The sequence below is a fragment of the Mesorhizobium sp. B2-4-3 genome (assembly GCF_006442815.1).
Lineage (GTDB): Bacteria > Pseudomonadota > Alphaproteobacteria > Rhizobiales > Rhizobiaceae > Mesorhizobium.
This window is the reverse complement of sequence record NZ_VFVL01000023.1, coordinates 1-20,866: the sequence shown is the minus strand read 5'-3', so window position 1 is coordinate 20,866 and position 20,866 is coordinate 1. Positions and strand designations below refer to the sequence as shown.

The 20,866-nt window shown below is 63.0% G+C and carries 21 protein-coding genes; 9 read left to right on the top strand and 12 right to left on the bottom strand.

Annotated features, from left to right (window positions below; genetic code table 11):
* Nucleotides 1-70: 70 nt before the first annotated feature.
* Entirely contained in the window at nucleotides 71-772 is a 702-nt protein-coding gene (locus FJ956_RS20605) for a phosphatase PAP2 family protein (RefSeq protein ID WP_140681094.1), read from the bottom strand.
* A 122-nt stretch (nucleotides 773-894) separates the two neighbouring features.
* Complete coding sequence (locus FJ956_RS20600) at nucleotides 895-1,233, bottom strand: hypothetical protein (RefSeq protein WP_140681096.1); 339 nt, start codon at nucleotides 1,231-1,233, stop codon at nucleotides 895-897.
* Between the two features lie 216 nt (nucleotides 1,234-1,449).
* Between FJ956_RS20600 and FJ956_RS20595 the strand changes: the two genes are divergently transcribed.
* Nucleotides 1,450-3,447, top strand: coding sequence for a PhoX family phosphatase (locus tag FJ956_RS20595; RefSeq protein WP_140681098.1), 1,998 nt, complete (start codon nucleotides 1,450-1,452; stop codon nucleotides 3,445-3,447).
* 232 nt (nucleotides 3,448-3,679) lie between these two features.
* On the opposite strand, the gene FJ956_RS20590 is transcribed toward FJ956_RS20595, so the two are convergent.
* Nucleotides 3,680-4,360 carry a GNAT family N-acetyltransferase gene (locus FJ956_RS20590; protein ID WP_140681100.1) on the bottom strand — a complete coding sequence of 227 codons (681 nt, stop codon included), beginning with the start codon at nucleotides 4,358-4,360 and terminating at the stop codon, nucleotides 3,680-3,682.
* The gene (locus FJ956_RS20585) at nucleotides 4,357-4,842 is read right to left on the bottom strand and encodes a MarR family transcriptional regulator (RefSeq protein ID WP_140681102.1); all 486 of its coding nucleotides are present in this window, start codon (nucleotides 4,840-4,842) and stop codon (nucleotides 4,357-4,359) included. The genes FJ956_RS20590 and FJ956_RS20585 overlap by 4 nt, the downstream gene beginning before the upstream one ends.
* Before the next feature lie 227 nt (nucleotides 4,843-5,069).
* Here FJ956_RS20585 and FJ956_RS20580 point away from each other — a divergent pair, with 227 nt between their 5' ends.
* Nucleotides 5,070-6,107: a phosphatidylglycerol lysyltransferase domain-containing protein gene (locus FJ956_RS20580; protein ID WP_140681104.1), complete on the top strand. Its 1,038-nt coding sequence runs from the start codon at nucleotides 5,070-5,072 to the stop codon at nucleotides 6,105-6,107.
* Nucleotides 6,108-6,364: 257 nt separating this feature from the next.
* Here the strand turns inward: FJ956_RS20580 and FJ956_RS20570 are convergent, their stop codons facing one another.
* The 6 genes from FJ956_RS20570 to FJ956_RS20545 form a co-directional block, all read right to left on the bottom strand.
* Complete coding sequence (locus FJ956_RS20570) at nucleotides 6,365-7,144, bottom strand: ABC transporter permease (RefSeq protein ID WP_140681108.1); 780 nt, start codon at nucleotides 7,142-7,144, stop codon at nucleotides 6,365-6,367.
* Complete coding sequence (locus FJ956_RS20565; RefSeq protein ID WP_140681110.1) at nucleotides 7,141-8,067, bottom strand: ABC transporter ATP-binding protein; 927 nt, start codon at nucleotides 8,065-8,067, stop codon at nucleotides 7,141-7,143. The genes FJ956_RS20570 and FJ956_RS20565 overlap by 4 nt, the downstream gene beginning before the upstream one ends.
* Nucleotides 8,068-8,497: 430 nt before the next feature.
* Nucleotides 8,498-10,201: a phospholipase D-like domain-containing protein gene (locus tag FJ956_RS20560; protein WP_140681112.1), complete on the bottom strand. Its 1,704-nt coding sequence runs from the start codon at nucleotides 10,199-10,201 to the stop codon at nucleotides 8,498-8,500.
* A gap of 672 nt (nucleotides 10,202-10,873) precedes the next feature.
* Nucleotides 10,874-11,608 (bottom strand): peptide-methionine (S)-S-oxide reductase MsrA, encoded by a 735-nt coding sequence (gene msrA, locus FJ956_RS20555; RefSeq protein WP_140681114.1) that lies wholly within the window; start codon nucleotides 11,606-11,608, stop codon nucleotides 10,874-10,876.
* A gap of 253 nt (nucleotides 11,609-11,861) precedes the next feature.
* Nucleotides 11,862-12,128, bottom strand: a complete 267-nt coding sequence (locus FJ956_RS20550; RefSeq protein WP_140681116.1) for a hypothetical protein — start codon at nucleotides 12,126-12,128, stop codon at nucleotides 11,862-11,864.
* Between the two features lie 86 nt (nucleotides 12,129-12,214).
* Nucleotides 12,215-12,907: a DUF1223 domain-containing protein gene (locus FJ956_RS20545; protein ID WP_140681118.1), complete on the bottom strand. Its 693-nt coding sequence runs from the start codon at nucleotides 12,905-12,907 to the stop codon at nucleotides 12,215-12,217.
* A 457-nt stretch (nucleotides 12,908-13,364) separates the two neighbouring features.
* Here FJ956_RS20545 and lepA point away from each other — a divergent pair, with 457 nt between their 5' ends.
* On the top strand, nucleotides 13,365-15,170 hold the full coding sequence (gene lepA / locus FJ956_RS20535; protein ID WP_140681122.1) for a translation elongation factor 4: 1,806 nt from the start codon (nucleotides 13,365-13,367) through the stop codon (nucleotides 15,168-15,170).
* A 132-nt stretch (nucleotides 15,171-15,302) separates the two neighbouring features.
* Here the strand turns inward: lepA and FJ956_RS20530 are convergent, their stop codons facing one another.
* Nucleotides 15,303-16,094, bottom strand: a complete 792-nt coding sequence (locus tag FJ956_RS20530; RefSeq protein WP_140681124.1) for a hypothetical protein — start codon at nucleotides 16,092-16,094, stop codon at nucleotides 15,303-15,305.
* Nucleotides 16,078-16,848 (bottom strand): hypothetical protein, encoded by a 771-nt coding sequence (locus FJ956_RS20525; RefSeq protein WP_140781981.1) that lies wholly within the window; start codon nucleotides 16,846-16,848, stop codon nucleotides 16,078-16,080. The genes FJ956_RS20530 and FJ956_RS20525 overlap by 17 nt, the downstream gene beginning before the upstream one ends.
* A gap of 275 nt (nucleotides 16,849-17,123) precedes the next feature.
* Between FJ956_RS20525 and FJ956_RS30575 the strand changes: the two genes are divergently transcribed.
* The 6 genes from FJ956_RS30575 to FJ956_RS20495 all read left to right on the top strand — a co-directional run bounded on the left by FJ956_RS30575 (nucleotide 17,124) and on the right by FJ956_RS20495 (nucleotide 20,655).
* A complete protein-coding gene (locus FJ956_RS30575; protein ID WP_181170302.1) occupies nucleotides 17,124-17,636 on the top strand; it encodes a hypothetical protein in 513 nt (170 codons plus the stop codon).
* Nucleotides 17,633-18,157, top strand: coding sequence for a hypothetical protein (locus tag FJ956_RS20515; protein WP_140681128.1), 525 nt, complete (start codon nucleotides 17,633-17,635; stop codon nucleotides 18,155-18,157). Before FJ956_RS30575 ends, FJ956_RS20515 begins: the two co-directional genes overlap by 4 nt.
* A 405-nt stretch (nucleotides 18,158-18,562) precedes the next feature.
* Nucleotides 18,563-18,910: a hypothetical protein gene (locus tag FJ956_RS20510; RefSeq protein ID WP_140681130.1), complete on the top strand. Its 348-nt coding sequence runs from the start codon at nucleotides 18,563-18,565 to the stop codon at nucleotides 18,908-18,910.
* Nucleotides 18,911-19,064: 154 nt separating this feature from the next.
* Entirely contained in the window at nucleotides 19,065-19,436 is a 372-nt protein-coding gene (locus FJ956_RS20505) for a hypothetical protein (protein WP_140681132.1), read from the top strand.
* A 117-nt stretch (nucleotides 19,437-19,553) separates the two neighbouring features.
* Entirely contained in the window at nucleotides 19,554-20,180 is a 627-nt protein-coding gene (locus FJ956_RS20500) for a CDGSH iron-sulfur domain-containing protein (protein ID WP_140681134.1), read from the top strand.
* Between the two features lie 100 nt (nucleotides 20,181-20,280).
* Complete coding sequence (locus FJ956_RS20495) at nucleotides 20,281-20,655, top strand: endonuclease domain-containing protein (RefSeq protein WP_140681136.1); 375 nt, start codon at nucleotides 20,281-20,283, stop codon at nucleotides 20,653-20,655.
* Nucleotides 20,656-20,866 lie beyond the last annotated feature (211 nt).

Genomic DNA, 20,866 nt, shown 5'->3' with positions numbered 1-20,866 from the left:
CGGCCATCTCCCCTTCAAGGGGGGAGATCGGATGTTGCGCGGCTTTCGCCAATCGCCGACGTCGCCTCGATCAGTCGCTGTCGGCTACCACCTTGCGTCGCTGCAGCAGGCGCGCCGCAAGCCAGCACAGCATGGCCCATGCGAAGCCCGCGCACCAGCCGGCAAGCACGTCGGACGGCCAGTGCACGCCGAGATAGACGCGGCTGGCGCCGACCAGCACGGTGGTGAGCACGGCAAGGCCGAGCACGAAGACCTTGGTCGTCCGGTCCGGCAGGAATCGGGCCGCCAAGGAACCAAGTGTCAGATAGGTCACCGCCGACAGCATCGCGTGGCCGCTGGGGAACGAGAGCGAAGTCTCGGTGACAAGATGCGAGACGAGATCGGGGCGCGGCCGGTCGACCTCGAATTTGAGCAGGCTGGAAAGCACTTGCCCGCCCGCCACGGCCGCGAACATGAACAGAGCTGTCAGGGGTCTGCGGATCAAGAGCAGATAGACGATCGTCGCCGTCGTGATCAGCACCAGCACGGCGGTGCTGCCCAGCGCGGTGACGTCGCGCACCGCGCCTTCGAGCCAGGGTGGACCGATCGGACTGTCCGGCTGCCCGGCATGGCGGAAGGCAAGCAGGATTTCCGTATCGAAGGCATGTGGCGTCGTGGCGCGCGCCACCTCAATGAGCTCCACCAGGCCCCATAGACCGCCGGCGATCGCCAGCCCGGCTAGCAGCACTGGGAATTCCATTTTGTTGAAGAGCGCGTTGGCGGTCGATTTCATTCGGGCCCCTGGGTCCAGCTAATGCATGTCTCCCGAAAGTGGGAACCGGTTTCGGGACAAAGACATGCGTAAGATCAAGAACCTAAAGCGCATGGAGCGAATCTGAAGGATCGCGACGCGCTTTAGAGTCGTTGCATATAGGGCCCGAGCGTGATCAGCGCGACGGCGGCGATCGCCAGCACCACGCCTGTCGTTTGCAAAGCATTTAGCCGCTCGCCGAAGAAGGCGAGCGCCACGGCATTGACCGAGACGAGCTGGATCACCGCCGACAGGCTGAACGACACCGACATGCCGAACTCGCGCACCAGCCGCAGCATGATCAGATTGCCGGCCGTGTAGAGCGCCAGCGTCAAAAGGAGCTTGGCCAGGCTCGGCGCCATCCCCCAATGCTTGGCCGCCATCGCCGCCAGCAGGAACATCACCGTCGAAATGCCGAGCTGCGCCAGTCCCCAGAAGCCCACCCTGCCGTCCCCTTCTTGAAGCGCCGTCGCCACGCCGGCCGCAGCCCTTGTTTCCGAAGCGGGCGAAACCGTCAAGCCGGCGGTGGAGGATAGGGCAAGGGGGCCGTCATCGACAGCTTCGCCAAATCACCGAAGCCATGTCACGAAAATGTGATCGGCGCGCTTTAGGGGTCGGAAGGTCAAAATCTCAGCCACCTCAGAAGCCAGAGGAATCCCATGACCGTCACCCCTGAGACCCGCTTCCGCACCAGCCAGCTCGAGGAAAATGACGGCCCGCCCGTCAACCCGACCGACAACCGCACCATGGGCGAGATCATCTCCGCGCGTTTCTCGCGCCGCGGCTTTCTCATGGGCTCGCTGGCCGTCTCGGCCATTGCCGCCACCGTCAGCCCGCTGGCCCTGATCGCCGCCGACGAGGCGCGCGCCGCAGAGGCTTCGGCTTTCAAGTTCGACGAGCTCGAGACCGGCATCGACGACAAGCACCATGTCGCGCCGGGCTATGACGCCGACGTGCTGTTGCGCTGGGGCGATCCGCTGTTCGCCGACTCGCCGGTGTTCGATCCGGCAAAACAGTCGGCCGAAGCCCAGGCCAGGCAGTTCGGCTACAACAACGACTATGTCGGCTATATCCCGATCGACGGCTCGGCCGAGCACGGCTTGCTGGTGGTCAATCACGAATACACCAACCCGCATCTGATGTTCCCCGGCATCGTCTCGATCGTCGAGAAGGACGGCAAGAAGGCCGCCGAGGTGGCGCCGCTCTCGAAGGAGCAGGTCGATGTCGAGATGGCGGCGCATGGCGGCACCATCGTCGAGATCCGCAAGCAGGGCGGCAAGTGGCAGGTGGTGCGCGGCGGCAAGCTCAACCGGCGCATCACCTCCAACACCGAGATGGCGCTGTCCGGCCCGGTCGCCGGCCATGATCGCGTCAAGACCAATGCCGATCCGTCCGGCGCCAAGGTCATCGGCACCGTCAACAACTGCGCCGGCGGCGTCACGCCCTGGGGCACCTATGTGATGGCCGAGGAGAACATCCATGGCTATTTCTCGGGCGAATTGCCGGAAGGCCACGGGGAGGCCGCCAACTACAAGCGGCTCGGCATTCCGGAAGGCGCCTATGAGTGGGGCGCGCATTACGACCGCTTCGACCTCGCCAAGGAGCCGAACGAGCCGAACCGGTTCGGCTGGATCGTCGAGGTCGACGTCAACGATCCGGCCTCGGTGCCGCGGAAGCGCACCGCCATGGGCCGCTTCAAGCATGAGGGCGCCGAATCGATCGTCGCCAGGGATGGCCGCGTCGTCTTCTATCTCGGCGACGACGAACGCTTCGACTATGTCTACAAATTCGTCACTGCCGGTAAGTTCAATCCCGATGACCGCGCGGCCAACATGAACCTGCTCGACGACGGCACGCTGCACGTGGCCAAATTCGCCGAGGACGGCTCGGTCGAATGGATGCCGATCGTGTTCGGGCAGGGCCCGCTGACGGCCGAGAACGGTTTTGCGTCCCAAGCCGACGTTCTCATCGAGACGCGGCGCGCCGCCGACCTGCTCGGCGCCACCAAGATGGACCGGCCGGAGGACATCCAGCCCAATGCCGGCAACGGCAAGGTCTATGTCATGCTGACCAACAATTCCAAGCGCAAGGCCGAGCAGGTCGACGCCGCCAATCCGCGCGCCGGCAACGCCTTCGGCCACATCATCGAGATCGTCGAGGAGGGTGGTGACTTCGCGGCGACCAAGGGCAAATGGGAAGTGCTGTTGAAATGCGGCGATCCTTCCGTGGCCGATGTCGGCGCCACCTTCTCCACCGCCACCACTGCCCATGGCTGGTTCGGCATGCCGGACAATTGCGCCGTCGATTCCGCCGGACGCCTGTGGGTCGCCACCGACGGCCAGGGCCCGAAGGCCACCGGCCGCACCGATGGCCTGTGGGCGGTCGACACCGAGGGTGCCGCGCGGGCGACATCGAAACTGTTCTTCCGCGTGCCGATCGGCGCCGAGATGTGCGGCCCGCTGTTTTCGCCGGACGACCAGACCGCTTTCGTCGCCGTCCAGCATCCGGGCGATGGCGGCGAGGACTGGGAAGGCTTCGGCCGTCCGTCCTATTACGAAGACCCGTCGACCCGCTGGCCGGACTTCAAGCCGGACATGCCGGTACGGCCGTCGGTCGTTGCGATCACGAAGCAGGGCGGCGGCAAGATAGCGGTGTGATGCGCTAAGGTAGCGCAGACGCTGGGGACTGGCGGAAGCCTCTCCAACGTCGTCATTCCAGGGCGAAGCTCCGTCGCGGAGACCCTGGAATCCATTCCGTTACCTCGGGCGTCGGGCGCAGCGGCGTAGAATTCTGCATCATAGCGGCGCGTCGAAGTCACGGAATGGATCCTCGGGTCTGCGCTGCGTCGCTGCGCTCCTTGCTCCGCCCGTGGATGACGAAGCCGGCGTCTCACCCCGCCCGCTGAACCACCGCGATGTTCATCGCACTGCGCAAGCGGAAGCCGATCGACTCGTAGAGCCTGATCGCCGCGGCATTGTTGGCAAAGGCGTGCAGATATGGCACCTCGCCGCGCGCCGTGATGCGGTTGGCCACGAACAGCGATAACAGCCTAGCGAGACCGCCGCCGCGAAAATCCGGATGCGAGCACACGCCGCTGAGTTCCGAATGGCGGGGCTGCTTCATCCGCTCGCCGGCCATCGCGGCCAGTCTGCCGTCGATCTTCACGCCCCAGAATTCGCCAAGGCTCAAGGCTTCCAGCGTGAACGGGCCAGGCTTCGTCAGCGAGGCGAGCGCAAGCATCTCGGCCGCGTCTTGCCGCATCAGTTGCTCGATCCGATCATCGGCGACCGTTTGCAAAGCTTGCTCGGCAATCATCTGCACGGCATCGGCGGTCATCGTCGCGACAAGCGTGTCCGGCAGGACAATGCTGTCGGCCTGGGCCAGGATGACGGTCTCGCCGGCGGGAACGAGCCTTCCGAGCGCGTGCAGGCTTTCCGGATCGTCCGTTGCCGTGGCGGCGAACGGAATGATCGATGGCCGGTACCGGCGCGCGAGATCATCACCCTCAGCGAAAGTCCTTTGCCGCGTTTCGAGCGCGCTCCAAACGGGGCGGTCGAGGATATGCTTCATGGCGTGGTGATCCTTTCGGCGCGGCGATCGAGCGGCGTCGCGGCCAGACGATCCTCGATGGCGGCAAGCTGGCTAAGCAGCGGTCCGGAAAGATCGGCGCACAGATCCGCCACGGCATTTTCGATGCTCGGCCAGATCTCCCGCTTCGCCTGCTCGACCAGCCGCCTGCCGTTGCGGCTCAGCGAAACGATCCTGCGCCGCTGGTCGTCTTCCGAAGGGTTGACCTCGACCAGGCCCAGTTCGGCAAGCAGCGCCACGCTGCGCGTCACGCCCGGTTGCGCGACACCGAGGGATTGCGCCAGCTCACCGACCGGCAGCGGACCCAGCCTGTCGAGCGCGGCGAGCAGCGGGTACTGGCTCGACTGGATGCGCACGTCCAGGCGGTCGAGCACGCGCTGCGTATCGGCCTGCAACTGCTCGCCGATGCGCTTCATCCGGCTGCCGAGGCAGAGAAAGCCGAGGGATCGAAGGACGTCTTCCATAGCACCATCCGCCTCATATTGATAACTTGATATATAACATCACATGGAAATATCAAGCCGACGCGCATGGCGCGTTTCCGATGGACGATATGGACGCCTTCGGACGTTTGCCCTTCATTCGCCGTCAATTGCATCCTATATCGCGCTGGCGCGAGGTGGCCGGCAGCGGTCGCCAGCGATTCGCGACCTGAGGGCGGCAGGTCATCCATTCTTGGCACGCGGAGCTCATGGCGCCCCTGCGTATCTATTTCGACAGGCTTCTCGACGCCGTGGCGCCCAAGGTTCCGCGGCGCGAGTTGACGGATGCCGAGCGCCTGGCGCTGGTGCGCCGCCACGGCGATTTCTCGCTCGCCTATTCCACGGCCGTGCAGCAGAAACTGTCCTATTTCAGCGATGGCGACGGCTACATAGCCTTCGGCACCAAGATGAGCCGTCATTTCGCGCTTGGCGATCCGGTGGCAGATCCGGCCGACCGTCCGGCTTATATCAAGCGCTTCGTCGAGGCCGCCGGCAGCCCCTGGTTCGTCCAGGTCGGCGCCGACACGGCCAAGGTGCTCTCCGGCCTCGGCTACCAGGTCAATCGCCTCGGCATCGACACCAGGCTGCTTTTGCCGGCGCATGATTTTTCCGGCAAGCGCAACGAGACCGTGCGCTATTCCGAGCGCTGGCTGACGAAGAGGGGTTTTACCCTCGCCGAGGACAAGGGCGACAGGCTGCAGGACGAGATCAAGCAGCTTTCCGCCGACTGGCGCAGGGAGCGCATCATCAAGCGCTGGGAGATGGGGTTCCTCAACCGCCGCTTTTCCGAAGAGCTCGGCGCCGACATGCGCCGCTTCCTCCTGCACAGCCCCGAAGGCCGGCTTCTCGCCATTCTCGATTTCGACCCGCTGTTTCGCGACGGCAAGGTGATCGGCTACACCACCTCCTTCAAGCGCAAGCAGGTCGACGCGACGCCGCATGCCGAAATCGGCTTGACCAAATTCGCCGTCGACCGTTTTCGCGAGGAAGGCGTCTCTGAGGTGACGCTCGGCCTCTCGCCGCTGCTCGACATCGAGCCGAGCGGTTTCGCCGAATCGAGCTTCTGGCGCGGGGCCTTCCAGCGCGCCTACGACTCGCCCTGGGTCAACCGCTCGCGCTTCAACCTGCAGGGCCAGGCCGCGTTCAAACGCCGTTTCCACGGCGTCGAGGAGCCGACCTATATCGCGTTCCGCAAAGGGACTTTCGTGGAAATGCTGGGGCTGCTGCGTCTGCTGAAAGCGATTTAGCGGAGCTATCAAGAGAAGATCACTAGGCGCCGCGATCCTTCACACCCCCTCTGTCCTGCCGGACATCTCCCCCGCAAGGGGGGAGATTGGCAGCTTCGGTGGTCGCGCTCTTCCTGCAACGCTGGCGATTGGCGAAAGCGGGGCAACATCCGATCTCCCCCCTTGCGGGGGAGATGCCCGGCAGGGCAGAGGGGGGTGCTGTCCCGCCGGCATTTCGGATTTTCCTGAGAACCACAGCGACGACGAACGTCGCTCCGTCAGTTCCTCAACCGATACCCGGTCCTGAAAATCCACGCCACGATCGCGATGCAGATGGCCAGGAACAGCAGCGTCATGCCGAGGCTGACGCCGACCGAGACGTCGGCCTTGCCGTAAAAACTCCAGCGGAACCCGCTGATCAGGTAGACGACCGGATTGAACAGGGTGATCGTCTTCCAGATGCCCGGCAGCATATGGATCGAATAGAAGCTGCCGCCGAGGAAGGTGAGCGGCGTGACGATCAAGAGCGGCACCAGCTGCAGCTGCTCGAAGGTCTTTGCCCAGATGCCGATGATGAAGCCGAACAGGCTGAAGGTTACCGCCGTCAGCACCAGGAAGGCGATCATCCAGAATGGGTGCTCGATCCTGAGCGGCACGAACAGCGCCGCGGTGGCCAGGATGATCAGGCCGAGCATGATCGACTTGGTCGCGGCGCCCCCGACATAGGCGATGATGATCTCCAGATAGGAGACCGGCGCCGACAGGAGTTCGTAGATCGAGCCGACGAATTTCGGGAAATAGATCGCGAAGGAGGCGTTGGAGATCGATTGCGTCAGAAGCGACAGCATCATCAGGCCCGGCACGATGAAGGCGCCGTAGGCGATGCCGTCGATCTCGGTGATGCGCGAGCCGATGGCCGAGCCGAAGACGACGAAATAGAGCGATGTCGAGATGACCGGCGAGATGATGCTTTGCAGCACCGTTCGGAAGGCGCGCGCCATCTCCATCCGGTAGATCGCCCATACCGCACGAAAATTAGGGGCAGCGCGCAGGGTCATGGCTCTTGCCTCAGAAGACTGACGAAGATCTCTTCGAGCGAGCTGTTCTTGGTGTCGAGGTCGCGGAACTGGATGCCGGCCGCCTCGAGGTCGCGGATCAGCGAGGCGACGCCCGGACGGTCGCTCTGGTTGTCATAGGTGTAGGTGAGCTGGCTGCCGTCGTCCGACAGCTCCAACGAATAGTGGGAAAGCCCGTCCGGAACGGCGGCAAGCGGCGCGCGCAGCTCCAGCTTCATCTGCTTGCGGCCAAGCTTGCGCATCAGCTCGGCCTTGCCTTCGACCAGGATGATCTCGCCCTTGTTGATGACGCCGACGCGGTCGGCCATCGCCTCGGCCTCTTCGATGTAATGCGTGGTGAGGATGATGGTGACGCCGTCCTCGCGCAGGCGCCGCACCATCGCCCACATGTCCTGGCGCAATTCGACGTCGACGCCGGCCGTCGGCTCGTCGAGGAACAGCACACGCGGCTCGTGCGACAGCGCCTTGGCGATCATCAGCCGGCGCTTCATGCCGCCGGACAGCGTGATCGCTTTGGAATCCTTCTTGTCCCACAGCGAGAGGTCGCGCAGCACCTTTTCGACGAAGGCCGCGTTGGACGCCTTACCGAACAGGCCGCGGCTGTAGTTCACCGTCGCCCAGACCGTCTCGAAGGCGTCGATGGTGAGCTCCTGCGGCACCAGCCCGATCAGGCTGCGCGCGGCGCGATAGTCCCGGCCTATGTCGTGGCCATCCACCGTGACCGTGCCCGACGAGCGGTTGACGATGCCGCAGACGATCGAGATCAGCGTGGTCTTGCCGGCGCCGTTCGGCCCGAGCAGCGCGAAGATCTCGCCGCGCTCGATGTCGAGATTGATTTCCTTCAGCGCCTTGAAGCCGGTGGCATAGGTTTTCGTGACACCGGAGATCGAGATGATGGATGACATGCTGAAATACGGCCGGCTGGAAAAGGTGTTCTCATATAGGTCGGATGTCGCCCGGTGCAACTGTGAATCGACGCTGTTGCTGACAGTTCTGGACAGGGAGTGCCGTGGAGATTGGCCAAAACGCCCACTCGTCGTCATCCACGGGCGGAGCAAGGAGCGAAGCGACGCAGCGCAGACCCGAGGATCCATTCCGCGACTTCCGAGCCTTCGCAGCGGTGCAGAATTCTGCTCCGCTGCATCCTTCGATCAAAGTCACGGAATGGATTCCAGGGTCTGCGCGACGCCGCTTCGCGGCTGCTCCGCCCTGGAATGACGAAGTTGGGGGGCTTCAGCAAATCGCGAGCGTTTGCGCTGATTTATTTCACGGAAATGACGGCCAAAGTCTTGCCGGCTGCAACCTTTCAAAATCCCTGCGTCGAACGTCGAACAACTAACCCTGCCCGGTCCAAAACGCGATCTCCTGCGCCTTGGTCCTGAGCTCCGTCTTCAGCCACTGGTCGTCGTCGTCGAGGTAGCTCCACGGCGTTCTGCCCTGCGCCCGCATCTCGCGGATATAGGAACGGTAGCGGTAGTGGCTGTAGACCGACATCGCATAGGTGGCATAGGCGGCGGCGAGCTTCCTGTGGCCGCGCACGATCACCAGGTTCTCGTCGTTCTTCTGGCTCGCCGGCGCCGAGAAATTGTGGCTGCCGGTCACCACCACGCAGTCGTTTGAATGCGGGTCGGTCACCAGGATCTTCGAATGCACGATGGCGTGGCCGATCTGCGACAGGAAGGTGCGCCGGTTGACCTCGGCGATCCACGGTCCGAGCGGCGTGTCGAGGCCCTGCGGCTGCGCGACCGCGTAGCGGTCGGGCGTGAATTTCCGGTCGCTGCTCACCAGGTCGATGTCGAGGAAGTTCTGTTCGGTGCCGCCCTCGTCCGTGCCCAGCGTCGAGACCACGCCGCGCACATACATGCCCTTTTCCCTGGCGCGCTGCCCGGCCAGCGTGTGCAGTCCCTGCTTGCCCGGCGTGAACATCAAAAACAGCACCGCCTGTTTGGCGGAGGCGATGACGTCGCGCAGCGCCGCCATGTCGGCGCCATCCGAGGTGCGGGTGAACCACACCGTCGCCTTGGCGGTCCCGACCGTGAAGGTTTTCGGCGCGTCGTTGTCCGCCATCAGCGCCGGCGTGAAATTGGCCGGGTCGGTCTTCGGCGGCGAGGCGTCCTTGAGCAGGTCCCAATGCTTGCGGAAATGCTCCGCCACCGCCGCGTCCTCGATCAGAAGGCCGTTGTTGACCTGCGTGCACAGGCCGGTCGTGCTCCAGTTGGTGCTTCCGGTCCACGCCATCTTCGGCTCGCCGTCTTGCGACACCACGACGAATTTGTTGTGGCCGAGGCCTTTCGATTTCAGCATCCGGTCGATGGTCGGAATGCCATGGTCGTTGAGGTTCTTGCGCGCGTCCTTGTTGCCGTCGCCGCTTTTGTCGGAGCCGTTGGCGAGGATGAGATGGAGCCGCGGCCCGAGCCCGATCAGCGCCGTCTCCAGCGTCGCGTCGCCGAGCTCGTAGAGCGCGGCATGCAATTCGTCGCCGGCGCCTTGCGTCAGCCCGACCATGCGCAGCCCGAGATCGCCTTCCAGGAAAGCGCGGAATTTTGCGTCGCCATTGGTCTGCAGGCTCTTCTTGAAGGCCGCGGGCGACAGCTTGTTCTTGGCCATGTAGCGGGCGACGAATTGCGACAGCACCAGGCCGCGGTTGAAGTAGCAGGAAAAGCCGCCGCCGGCGTTGGTGGCGAGTGTCGCCCAATCCGTCCAGTCGCTCGACACGCCCTTGGTCAGCGGCTTGCCGGGGCCGGCGCTCATCATCGCGGTCACCCGGTAACGCACGACATTGCCGACATCGGCCGCGTGGTCGGTCCAGTTGAAGCGCTGGAACGGCCACACATCCGACGGCCGGTGGTCGCCCGATTTCGGCTTGTCCTTGGGGAAGCCGACGCGGTTCTCCACCGGCTCGATCCTCTCGCTCGCGCCGGCCTTGCGGCCGCGTTCGAGCAAAAAACCCCGGCATCCGGCGATGAAGTCGCTGGGCGCCCAGGCGACGAAGGCGTCGTCGCCATTGGTGTAGACGGAGATTTTTATATCGATGGCCATCTGTCGTTCCTCCCCATCCGTCGTTGTTCCCAAAGCGCGGCCGGCATGTCCGGCCCATCAATGCAGCCAACAAGAATCCGCCCGGGAAGCACGGCCCGGATCAGCTGAAACAGAATGTTCGAAAGGTGACGGCGATGATTATGTGGCGGCAGAAGATCGGATGTCAATGTTTTGCAGCGTCAAGTATAATTCTATGAACTGCTTCACATTGTGTTCCGTTTGCCAGCAAAACAAAGGGCGGATGGTTTCGCGTACCATCCGCCCCAACCTCGTCATTCCAGGGTCTGCGCGTCGCTTCGCTCCTTGCTTCGCCCGTGGATGACGACTGGCTGGCGTTTCGGCCAATCGCCAAGGCATGCCGCCTGCCCCACGCGGACTCATACCCGACGATCGAAAGATACCAACCTCGTCATTCCAGGGCGGAGCAGCCGCGAAGCGGCGTCGCGCAGACCCTGGAATCCATTCCGTGACCTGAGCCATGGAATGCGGCGGAGCAGAATTCTGCACCGCCGCAACGCTCGGACGTCACGGAATGGATCCTCGGGTCTGCGCTGCGTCGCTTCGCTCCTTGCTCCGCCCGTGGATGACGATCGCGATGGGCGTTTCGGCCGATCTACAAGGCATGCCACCCGCCCAAGTAGACACATACCCGATGATCGGAATCCCTGTCTTTCAGCTCTTGCTGGAGGCCATCACGAGCGCCGGCTTCTCGCTGTAAAGCTTGGGGAACAGCGCCTTCAAATTCTCGATCTTGGGCAGGTCGTTGTAGACGATATACGGATAGGTCGGGTTCAGCGTCAGGAAATCCTGATGGTAATCCTCGGCCGGGTAGAAGGTCTTGCCGGTCTCGAGCGTGGTGACGATCGGCTTGCCGAACACCTTGGCCTTGTCGAGCTGGGCGATATAGCTCTCGGCGACCTTCTTCTGCTCGTCATTCTCGGCGAAGATCGTCGAGCGGTATTGCGTGCCTGAATCCGGACCCTGGTAGTTCAACTGCGTCGGATTGTGCGCGACCGAGAAATACACCTGCAGCAGCTGGCCATAGGTCACCTTCGACGGGTCGTAGGTGATCTCGACGGATTCGGCGTGCCCCGTGCGGCCGCTGCCGACCACCTCATAGACGGCGTTTTCGGCGCTGCCGCCGGTATAGCCGGACACGGCCTTGCTGACGCCCTTGACGTGCTGGAACACGCCCTGCACGCCCCAGAAGCAGCCGCCGGCGAAGATCGCCTTCTCGGTGCCGCTCGCCGCCTTTTCATCCATCGCCGGCGGCGGGATCACCACCGCGTCCTCGGCCGAGCGGGCAGGGCTCTGCCAGAAGACGGCCGCCGCCGCGCTGAGCGCCAGCGCTACCAGCGCGCCCTTGGCAAGGAACGGCCGCGCGGCTTTCTTTTCAATGCCGGTCATGTTGGGTCTCCTTGTTGTCGTTTCACTATATACGAACGAAGCCGCCACGGGGTTCTCACTTTGCCGTGCGGCTGTTCTTGTGAGCGGCGGCGCTCCCCCTCATCCGGCCCTTCGGGCCACCTTCTCCCCGAGGGGGAGAAGAGAGCGCCGGCGCCGACCGCCTCCTCTCCCCGGTGGGGAGAGGTCGGATTGCCCCGAATTGCTCTTCGCAATTCGGTCGGCAATCCGGGTGAGGGGGCGTGCCAAGCTCATCTCACTGCGCGGTGCCATCCGCCGGCTTCATCGCATCCGTGGCCGGCTTCATGGCGTCGGTCGCCGGCTTCATCGCCTCGGTGCTCATCGCGTCGGGCTTCATGGCATCGGCGGGCTTCATCGCGTCCGTCGCCGGCTTCATGGCGTCGGTCGCCATCGCATCGGCCGGCTTCATCGCATTGGTCGTGTCGTCGGCGCGGGCGCCGGCGACAAAGACGGACGCGGAAAGCGCGAAGGCGAGCGCCGGCAGCGTGAGGAACTTGGTCATGATAGTCTCCTTGGGTTTTGGCGCGCGGAAGCGGGCCGGGTTATGCGTTGCCGCTGTCATGCGGCCTCGCGCGTAGGGAAAAAGGATCAGTTGGCGGCGGCGGCCAGGATCGGTCCGCCGCCTGGTGCCTGCACCAGCACCGCGGTGTTCAGGCCGCCGGTGGCCGCCGGCAGCGGCAGCGTGGTGGCCTCGCCGTTCCAGCTGCCGAGCTTCGTCAGCGCATGCACGACATTGGCGTGCGGCAGGGTGCGTCCGGTGTTCTCGCCACGCGCCACCGGCACCTCGACGACGCCTCTCGTGTAGCGCACCAGCCAGATGTCGGCGCCGCCGCCCGGCGCCTTGCCGGCGCCGATGCTGACCTTGCCCTGCCCAAGCGAAAGCTCCGGCCCCTGCGTGCGGCCACCTTTGGCGATCAGGCTCTGGATCTCGCCCGGCGCCGCGCCCACCCCGTCGCTTCTGCCGTTCACCACCACTTGCGGCGTGAACGGTCCGTCACGGCCGAGCGACGGCTCGTAGGTCACCTGGCGTTCAGTGAATTCCTTGCGGCCGAACGTGTCCTTCCAGCCGAGATAGTCCCAGTAGGTGACGTTGAACGACAGCGCCAGCACGCCCGGCTGGTCCTTGACCTTGATCAGGTTGGCGTTGGCCGGCGGACAGGACGAGCAGCCCTGGCTGGTGAACAGCTCGACCACGGTGAGCGGCTGCGCAGAAGCTGCGCCGAGCGTGGCCGCGAGCATCGCGCCGGCAAGCAGGACGATCCTTGTTGTCGTTCCGGTCATGGGAAGCAGTCTCCGTTGCGGCTGGTCATGCTCCCATTTCGTCGGGGTGGAGAGGTTCGTTACAGCTTCACCGGTTTGTGATTGGGGGCTTCAGTGCGCAACGTTGGAGGGACAGCACCCCCTCTGTCCTGCCGCAAGGGGAAGATTGGCTGCTTCGTCGTCGGCGTTCTTCCTGCAACGTCGGCAAATTGGCGAAAGCGTTCGCGACATCTGATCTCCCCCCTTGCGGGGGAGATGGCCGGCAGGCCAGAGAGGGGTGCTGTCCCGCCGACATTTCAGCCGACACGAGCACCCACGCCCGAACGTTCGCTGGGGCTGAACAGCTCGAAAACCATGAAATCAACGCCGCGATCCGTCACACCCCCCTCTGCCCTGCCGGGCATCTCCCCCACAAGGGGGGAGATCAGCTAACCCCCGCCGCTTGCCCCTCAACCCGGCCCCTGCTAAAGCGCGCCGCATGACCACCCCGCTCGACCACATCCGCAATTTCTCCATCGTCGCCCATATCGACCATGGCAAATCCACGCTTGCCGACCGGCTGATCCAGCTCACCGGCGGGCTGGAGGCGCGCGACATGAAGGAGCAGGTGCTGGACTCGATGGATATCGAGCGCGAGCGCGGCATCACCATCAAGGCGCAGACGGTGAGGCTGAAATACCGCGCCAACAATGGCGAGGACTATATCCTCAACCTCATCGACACGCCCGGCCATGTCGACTTCGCCTATGAAGTGTCGCGCTCGCTCGCCGCCTGCGAGGGCTCGCTGCTGGTCGTGGACGCAAGCCAGGGCGTCGAGGCGCAGACGCTGGCCAATGTCTACCAGGCCATCGACAACAACCACGAGATCGTCGTGGTGCTGAACAAGGTCGACCTCCCGGCGGCCGAGCCCGAGCGCATCCGCGAGCAGGTCGAGGAGGTGATCGGCATCGACGCTTCCAACGCCGTGCTGATCTCGGCCAAGACCGGGCTTGGCGTTCCCGAGGTGCTGGAGGCGATCGTCCACCAGCTGCCGCCGCCGCGCGAGGGCGACATCGCAGCACCGCTCAAGGCCATGCTGGTTGACAGCTGGTACGACGCCTATCTCGGCGTCATCGTTCTGGTGCGCATCATCGACGGCGTGCTCAAGAAGGGTCAGACCATCCGCATGATGGGCACCGGCGCGAAATATCTCGTCGAGCGCACCGGCGTCTTCACGCCGGCCCGTATCAATGTCGATGAGCTCGGTCCCGGCGAGTTCGGCTTCTTCACCGGTTCGATCAAGGAAGTGGCCGACACCCGCGTCGGCGATACCATCACCGAGGACAAGCGCCAGACCGCGCATGCGCTGCCCGGCTTCAAGCCGGCGCAGCCGGTGGTGTTCTGCGGCCTGTTCCCGGTCGACGCCGCCGATTTCGAGGACCTGCGCGCCGCCGTCGGCAAATTGCGCCTCAACGACGCGAGCTTCTCCTATGAGATGGAAACCAGCGCCGCGCTCGGCTTCGGCTATCGCTGCGGCTTCCTCGGCCTGCTGCATCTTGAGATCATCCAGGAGCGGCTGGAGCGCGAGTTCAACCTCGACCTCATCGCCACGGCGCCGAGCGTCGTCTACCGCCTGAACCTCAATGACGGCTCGGTCAAGGAACTGCACAACCCGGCCGACATGCCCGACGTGGTCAAGATCGCCTCGATCGAGGAGCCGTGGATCCGCGCCACCATCCTGACCCCCGACGATTATCTCGGCGGCATCCTGAAGCTCTGCCAGGACAGGCGCGGCATCCAGGCCGATCTCTCCTATGTGGGCAAGCGCGCCATGCTCACCTACGGCCTGCCGCTCAACGAGGTGGTCTTCGATTTCTACGACCGGCTGAAGTCGATCTCCAAGGGCTACGCCTCCTTCGACTATCACCTGACCGACTATCGCGAGGGCGACCTGGTCAAGATGTCGATCCTGGTCAATGAGGAGCCGGTCGACGCGCTGTCCATGCTGGTGCACCGCACGGCGGCCGAAAAGCGCGGCCGCGCCATGTGCGAGAAGCTGAAGGAGCTGATCCCGCACCACCTGTTCAAGATCCCGATCCAGGCCGCGATCGGCGGCAAGGTCATCGCCCGCGAGACCATCTCGGCGCTGCGAAAGGACGTCACCGCCAAATGCTACGGCGGCGACGTGACCCGCAAGCGCAAGCTGCTCGACAAGCAGAAAGAGGGCAAGAAGCGGATGCGCCAGTTTGGGAAGGTCGATATTCCCCAGGAGGCGTTTATCCAGGCGCTGAAGATGGGGGATTGAGGGCTGGTTGGCGCGCGGAGCACTCAGTTAGCGCATCTAAGTTGTTCAGCGAGGTCGCCCCGATTGGCACTCAATCCCACGTGTGGGCGACAGCTGGCTTCCCGCCTTTCCTTGCTTCGATTGAATATAATTTCAATATAGATCGTGCTGAAACTTCTGGCGGTCTTTCGGCACCAGCCAGTTATAAGCGTTCCCTTCCGCGAAGCTGCTCAATATCTCGATTTCGCTGCTGTGCATTTCCATTTCCGCAGGGCCGGCCGCGTAGACTCCCAAGGCCTTCACATTTTTTCCGAACTGCTCTCTCGCAAAATACAAGGTTGCGCCCTTTTCGCATGCCTTTCCATGGGCAGCATTTTTAAGCCCCCGGAGGTCCAAAGTGGACACAACCTTCAGGCCGTTCGGTTTGTACGCGAAGTCAGCAACTATCTCTTTTTCTTCCGAAATTACGAACTTCGGGATAACTTTACCATCTTCAATCCGACTATTCTTATCTCCTAGTAAACCACCCCTCTTTAGCATTATCGATATTTCAGAATTTATCTTTTGCTGTTTTTCTCGACGAGAAAGCGTCGGTTTGTCCACGAAGAAAGTCAGAAGCTTCTTTATAGCTGTCTCGTACTCGTCATTCGTATTGGCAACCAGTTCTCCCGGGCGACCAAGCTGAAATACCTCGCTATAAGATGTTAGCGACCCCAATACTGTTTCCAACGGCACGCCTCGGCTGTCTTGTTTGGTCAGCACGTTCGCATAGGCGCTCGCAACGTCGTCCCACTTGTGGCCAGTAAGATGTTGCAGCTTGCGCATCTCCGGCAGGCGCACGTCCAAACCGTTCGGCCCGGCAATCACTATCCCAACATTCACCTGCTCACCGCGCACACTGCTCGGACAAGCACGAATAAGGGAAAATTTATAAGAGTGAGCCATTCTGAATACCGGCCTTTATTTCGTTTACGCGAGTCAGAACTGCGCCCGAATTCCACCAATTTAGTATAGCATCTCTCTCCGCTTGCGTCAACCAATTATTTGGGTGAGCGGATATAATATCCGAGACTCGCTGCGGTTGTACTGCCGTAATGTTATCTAATATGTCGGTCATAGCGGCTACATTAAAGTAGTTTCCGAAATTCACCTTGAGATATTCCTTTACCCTCACCGTGTTTGTAGCTGGATCGGTTATCAACCCGACCAGAGGAAACGGCTTGTTTAGCCACGAGCGCGAGTAGTCAAAAGAATATAATCTAAAGCGACCGGCATCATTCACAACGAAATAATTATTCAGATGTCGGTCGTCGTTATTGATGAAGAGGTCGAGTGCGTAGACGCGCGATATATCATCCGACAAATGCCCAAAATCTAGGGATCCATTTGCTGCAAGGGTCCACCAATCCTTGACCTGGCCGGTTTTCCAGCTAGATCCAAACCAAAAATTGCCGTCCGTATGCTCAACAACACTGAAGTCAAGCTGTGGAACTCCTACCGACCGTGCCAGTGACGAGCAAAACCATTCGATGTGGGGTAAGCTCGGGTATTTGTCGTTCTTTTTGATGACGAATCCACCGTCATCTCCACAAAAGCAAATTTCATTGGCGTCTTGGCTTTTAAGGTCTGCTATACCACAGGCCATCGCTTTGACTGGCACCGCTTGAGGATAAACGATTACCGCCGGGTTTTTCGCCATCGAGTGGACGCCGCCTGTTTCGCAATTTTTCGGCCGCACCCAGGCAATAAAAGACTCGGCCCGCGCGTTGCCCCCCTTGAGCCCGGCTGATCTCCTTAGGGAGACCATCGGACTTTCTGAGGGCACGTTACCACTTGCAGTGCCTGTGGCAATGTCTGCTATGAAACTTAGTCCTAGGGCGTGGTTATCTGTCTCTGATCTCAACACCGAAGCGGTGTTGCACTTCACCATCGCCCCACATCGGCGTATCCTCTCCCAGCTTGGGGACACATCACATGCGCTCCACTCTCGACATCGTCGCCGCGATCGGCCTCGCCATCGGCGGCGCTTTTGGCTTGGCGGGCACTTTCGTTGCGAGCGACGCGCTGCGCGAGACGGTCTGGACCATCGACGGCGTCGGCATCGTCGTCGCCACAGCGCTACTGACGATGAAATACCAGCGGCTCGGCAATGACCTCGTCGCGGCCGGCTTCCTGACTTTCCTCGCCGGCGAAAGCCTGCTTCTGGCCGGCAATGCGGCGGGCCTGCAGGCGAGCGTGCCTTCCTATGCCGGCGGCATTGCGCTGTGGGCGGCGGGCTTGGTCATGGTCAGCGCGCAAGCCACATTCGCGCTGTGGATACGGCTCACGGCGTCCGTCGCCGCTGTGCTGTTTTCCGTCTCGGTCCTCATGATCCTGTGGGGCGCGCCGCTGCTGCCCACATCCACGCCGCTGCCGGCGCTCGGCTATCCGTTCCTGGTGCTGACCTTCATCGGCTGGATCTGGATTTTGCTGAAGCCGGAGCATTGAGCGCGAAGGCGATGGCCGCGCCGCTCGAAATCCGCAACAGCCCATCGGGAAAGATCTTGCCCGCCGTCGGCCCGTTCCTGCTTGGCGGCATTTTCGGTTTCGGCGCGCTGCAGGGCGTGGCCTCGGGGGCGAACAGCGGGCATGTGCTGTGGATCGCGCTGCTCGGCGCCGCCTGCCTGGGGCTCGGCGCCTTCATCGCTCGCGGCGCCTTCGACAGTTCGGTCAAGGTGGTGCTGGACAGCCAAGGTTTCCGCGATGCCCGCGCCGGCGACGTGCTGGTGCCGTGGAACAAGGTGCGGAGCGTGCGGCTCGCCGCCGGCGGCAAGGGCGCGGCGATGCTCAATTTCGAGCTCACCGAGGAGCCGCCCGACGCAATTCGCTATTCCTCCGCCAACGCCTTCGGCCTGCTGCCCTTCGGCCGGAACATCGTGCATATGGAAATCTCCTCGCTCGACGTGCGCGGCGAGGAGATGGTGGACGCGGTGAAGACATTCGCACCGCATGTGGTGGTGGGGAGGTAGGGCGCCTCCCCTTGAGATGAAGCGGAGGCGCCGAAGCTGCTCATCTCCCCCCTTGTGGGGGAGATGTCCGGCAGGACAGAGGGGGGCGCGAAGGAACGCTACTTTGCGGTCGTCATTCTAGGGCGGAGCAAGGAGCGGAGCGACGCGCGCAGACCCTAGAATCCATGCCGTGACGTTAAGGCGTTGCGGCGGTTTCAGAATTCTGCACCGTTGCACTCTCCGGCAGAAGTCACGGCATGGATCCTCGGGTCAAGCCCGAGGATGACGAAGTGCCGGGTTCGGCCCATCCTACCAAGCCGGGTACGTCGGCGGGACAGCGCCCCCCTCTGGCCTGCCGGCCATCTCCCCCACAAGGGGGGAGATTACGCACTCCACCCGTGCTCTACTCCCTTGGGGGACCTCGCCATGATTCGCGCTCTGCTCGCCTTCCTTCTCCTCACCTCGCCGGCCTTGGCCGCCGACATGTCCGTCTTCGTGCGCAACCAGCGTTCGGACGGCGTCGCGGTCGAGCTGTTCAGCCGCGACAGCCAAAAAGTCTGGCCGGGCGACGACAAGGTTTTCCTCATCCGGCCGAAGGCGCGGAAATCCGTGCCGATCTCCTGCGAGCCCGGCGAGCACATCTGCTGGGGCGCCTGGGTGAACGGCGACGATTCCGTCACCGCCGGCGTCGGCCCCGACAACGACCAGCCCTGCGAAACCTGCTGCTTCATCTGCACCGAGCATTCCACCGAGACGGTGGATCTGGCGGAGTAGCGGGGCGCTTCACCCACAAGGGGAGAAGGCAGGCCGCGCCAACCATTCCCCCAAATTCCGTCCGCCATTTTCGCCGCCACCCCTTGGCATACGCGCCCGCCATGGCATCATCCAACCATCGGCCGTGGGGGTCGATTCTACCTCGGGGGTTCTCATGTCTTCCATCTTTGCGCGCCGCGTGGCCGCCGCGCTTTCGCTTGCCGTCCTCATCGCGCCCGCCGCGCACGCCGGCGACGTCACCTTCCAGATCAAGAACAATCATCCCAACGCCATGCGCGTCGAGCTCTACAGCCAGGACCGCGACTATGTCTGGCCGGGCGACGGCAAGGATTTCTATCTCGACGACGGCGAGACCAAGCAATTGCCGATCTCGTGCAATGAGGGCGAGAAGATCTGCTACGGCGCCTGGGTCGACGGCGACGAGCAGACCTATTGGGGCGTCGGCCCCAACAACAAGGAGACCTGCGAGGACTGCTGCTACACCTGCAGCGGCGGCCAGACCGAGGAGATCGATCTGGAGGAGTAGGGGCGCCCTCTCCTTCTCATCCCACAAGGGGAGAAGGGGAAGGCTGCGCATCCGGCCAGCTTGACGCCCGTCTCGCCCACGCCCTAGCCTTGCCTCAACCCACCAGGAGAGAGCACCATGGCAGGCACGGTCGAAGGCGAGAAGATCGACGTTTCTTTCAGCGGCAGGCGCTGCATCCATTCGCGCAATTGCGTGCTCGGCAACCCGCATGTCTTCGTGCCCAACGCGCCGGGCGAATGGATCCATCCGGAAGCGGCCAGCGTCGAGCAGGTCGTGGCGCTGGCCCAGAACTGCCCGTCGGGCGCCATCACCTACACCCGCAAGGATGGCGGACCGCAGGAGAAGCCGCCGGTGGTCAACACCGTGCGGCTGCGGGAAAACGGCCCGTTGGCGGTGCATGCCGAGATCGTGCTCGGCGAGGACACCTTGTTCCGCGCCACGCTCTGCCGCTGCGGCCTGTCGCAGAACAAGCCGTTCTGCGACAACAGCCACATCAAGGCCGGTTTTTCCGCCACCGGCGAGCCGCCGCTGAAGGAAGCGCAGGTGCTGGACGCGAGGAATGGCCCGCTGACCGTGACGCCCACGGTCAACGGCCCGCTGAAGGTCGAAGGCAATGCCGAGATCGTCACCGGGACAGGACATACGATTGCCCGCACGACCAAGGTGTTTCTCTGCCGTTGCGGGCATTCGGCGAACAAGCCGTTTTGCGACGGGAGCCATAAAAGGGTGGGGTTTGTGGGGTAGGCGTCGAAGCTGCCAATCTCCCCCCTCGTGGGGGAGATGTCCGGCAGGACAGAGGGGGGCGCCGTAGAGCGCGAACCTTAACAATCACCGAGCGATGCAAATGCCCCATACGCCGCTGTCACCAAAACACCGCGCCAACGCCAGATCAATGCGCAAGGTGATGACAGGAGCCGAATTGAAGCTTTGGAACGAGCTTCGCGCCCATCGGTTGATGGGCCTAGGCTTCCGGCGCCAGTTCCCGATCGCCGGATATATCGTAGACTTCGCTTGCCCGCAGAAGAAGCTCGTCGTCGAGGTCGACGGGTCTCAGCACGGAGAAGCCGATGCCATCGCAGGCGATGAGGCACGGACTGCGAGGTTGGAGAAAGATGGCTGGACCGTTCTGCGGTTCTGGAACGAAGATGTCATTCGCGACATCGATAATGTTTGCCAGCATATCGTGATCGTGACCGGGTTTGGAAGTCCATCCGAATAGCGCGGTCAGGTCAGCGGGACAGCGCCCCCCTCTGGCCTGCCGGGCATCTCCCCCTCAAGGGGGGAGATTAGCAGCTTGGACGCCGGCGCCCCCTTTGCGACGTTGGCGATTGGCGAAAACGCCGGCGACATCTGATCTCCCCCCTGTATGGACTGGGGACATCGCGAACAGGTGTGCGAAGACATCGCGAACAGTTTCCCATGCTAGCGCT

Coding starts and splice junctions, on each gene's coding strand:
- FJ956_RS20590 (WP_140681100.1), bottom strand. CDS start 4,360: ATGAAGCATATCCTCGACCGCCCCGTTTGGAGCGCGCTCGAAACGCGG.
- FJ956_RS20585 (WP_140681102.1), bottom strand. CDS start 4,842: ATGGAAGACGTCCTTCGATCCCTCGGCTTTCTCTGCCTCGGCAGCCGG.
- FJ956_RS20495 (WP_140681136.1), top strand. CDS start 20,281: ATGCCCCATACGCCGCTGTCACCAAAACACCGCGCCAACGCCAGATCA.
- FJ956_RS20525 (WP_140781981.1), bottom strand. CDS start 16,848: ATGGCGAAAAACCCGGCGGTAATCGTTTATCCTCAAGCGGTGCCAGTC.
- FJ956_RS20505 (WP_140681132.1), top strand. CDS start 19,065: ATGTCTTCCATCTTTGCGCGCCGCGTGGCCGCCGCGCTTTCGCTTGCC.
- FJ956_RS20510 (WP_140681130.1), top strand. CDS start 18,563: ATGATTCGCGCTCTGCTCGCCTTCCTTCTCCTCACCTCGCCGGCCTTG.
- lepA (WP_140681122.1), top strand. CDS start 13,365: ATGACCACCCCGCTCGACCACATCCGCAATTTCTCCATCGTCGCCCAT.
- FJ956_RS20530 (WP_140681124.1), bottom strand. CDS start 16,094: ATGGCTCACTCTTATAAATTTTCCCTTATTCGTGCTTGTCCGAGCAGT.
- FJ956_RS20550 (WP_140681116.1), bottom strand. CDS start 12,128: ATGACCAAGTTCCTCACGCTGCCGGCGCTCGCCTTCGCGCTTTCCGCG.
- FJ956_RS20570 (WP_140681108.1), bottom strand. CDS start 7,144: ATGACCCTGCGCGCTGCCCCTAATTTTCGTGCGGTATGGGCGATCTAC.
- FJ956_RS20580 (WP_140681104.1), top strand. CDS start 5,070: ATGGCGCCCCTGCGTATCTATTTCGACAGGCTTCTCGACGCCGTGGCG.
- FJ956_RS20560 (WP_140681112.1), bottom strand. CDS start 10,201: ATGGCCATCGATATAAAAATCTCCGTCTACACCAATGGCGACGACGCC.
- msrA (WP_140681114.1), bottom strand. CDS start 11,608: ATGACCGGCATTGAAAAGAAAGCCGCGCGGCCGTTCCTTGCCAAGGGC.
- FJ956_RS20565 (WP_140681110.1), bottom strand. CDS start 8,067: ATGTCATCCATCATCTCGATCTCCGGTGTCACGAAAACCTATGCCACC.
- FJ956_RS20500 (WP_140681134.1), top strand. CDS start 19,554: ATGGCAGGCACGGTCGAAGGCGAGAAGATCGACGTTTCTTTCAGCGGC.
- FJ956_RS20545 (WP_140681118.1), bottom strand. CDS start 12,907: ATGACCGGAACGACAACAAGGATCGTCCTGCTTGCCGGCGCGATGCTC.
- FJ956_RS20605 (WP_140681094.1), bottom strand. CDS start 772: ATGAAATCGACCGCCAACGCGCTCTTCAACAAAATGGAATTCCCAGTG.
- FJ956_RS20595 (WP_140681098.1), top strand. CDS start 1,450: ATGACCGTCACCCCTGAGACCCGCTTCCGCACCAGCCAGCTCGAGGAA.
- FJ956_RS30575 (WP_181170302.1), top strand. CDS start 17,124: ATGCGCTCCACTCTCGACATCGTCGCCGCGATCGGCCTCGCCATCGGC.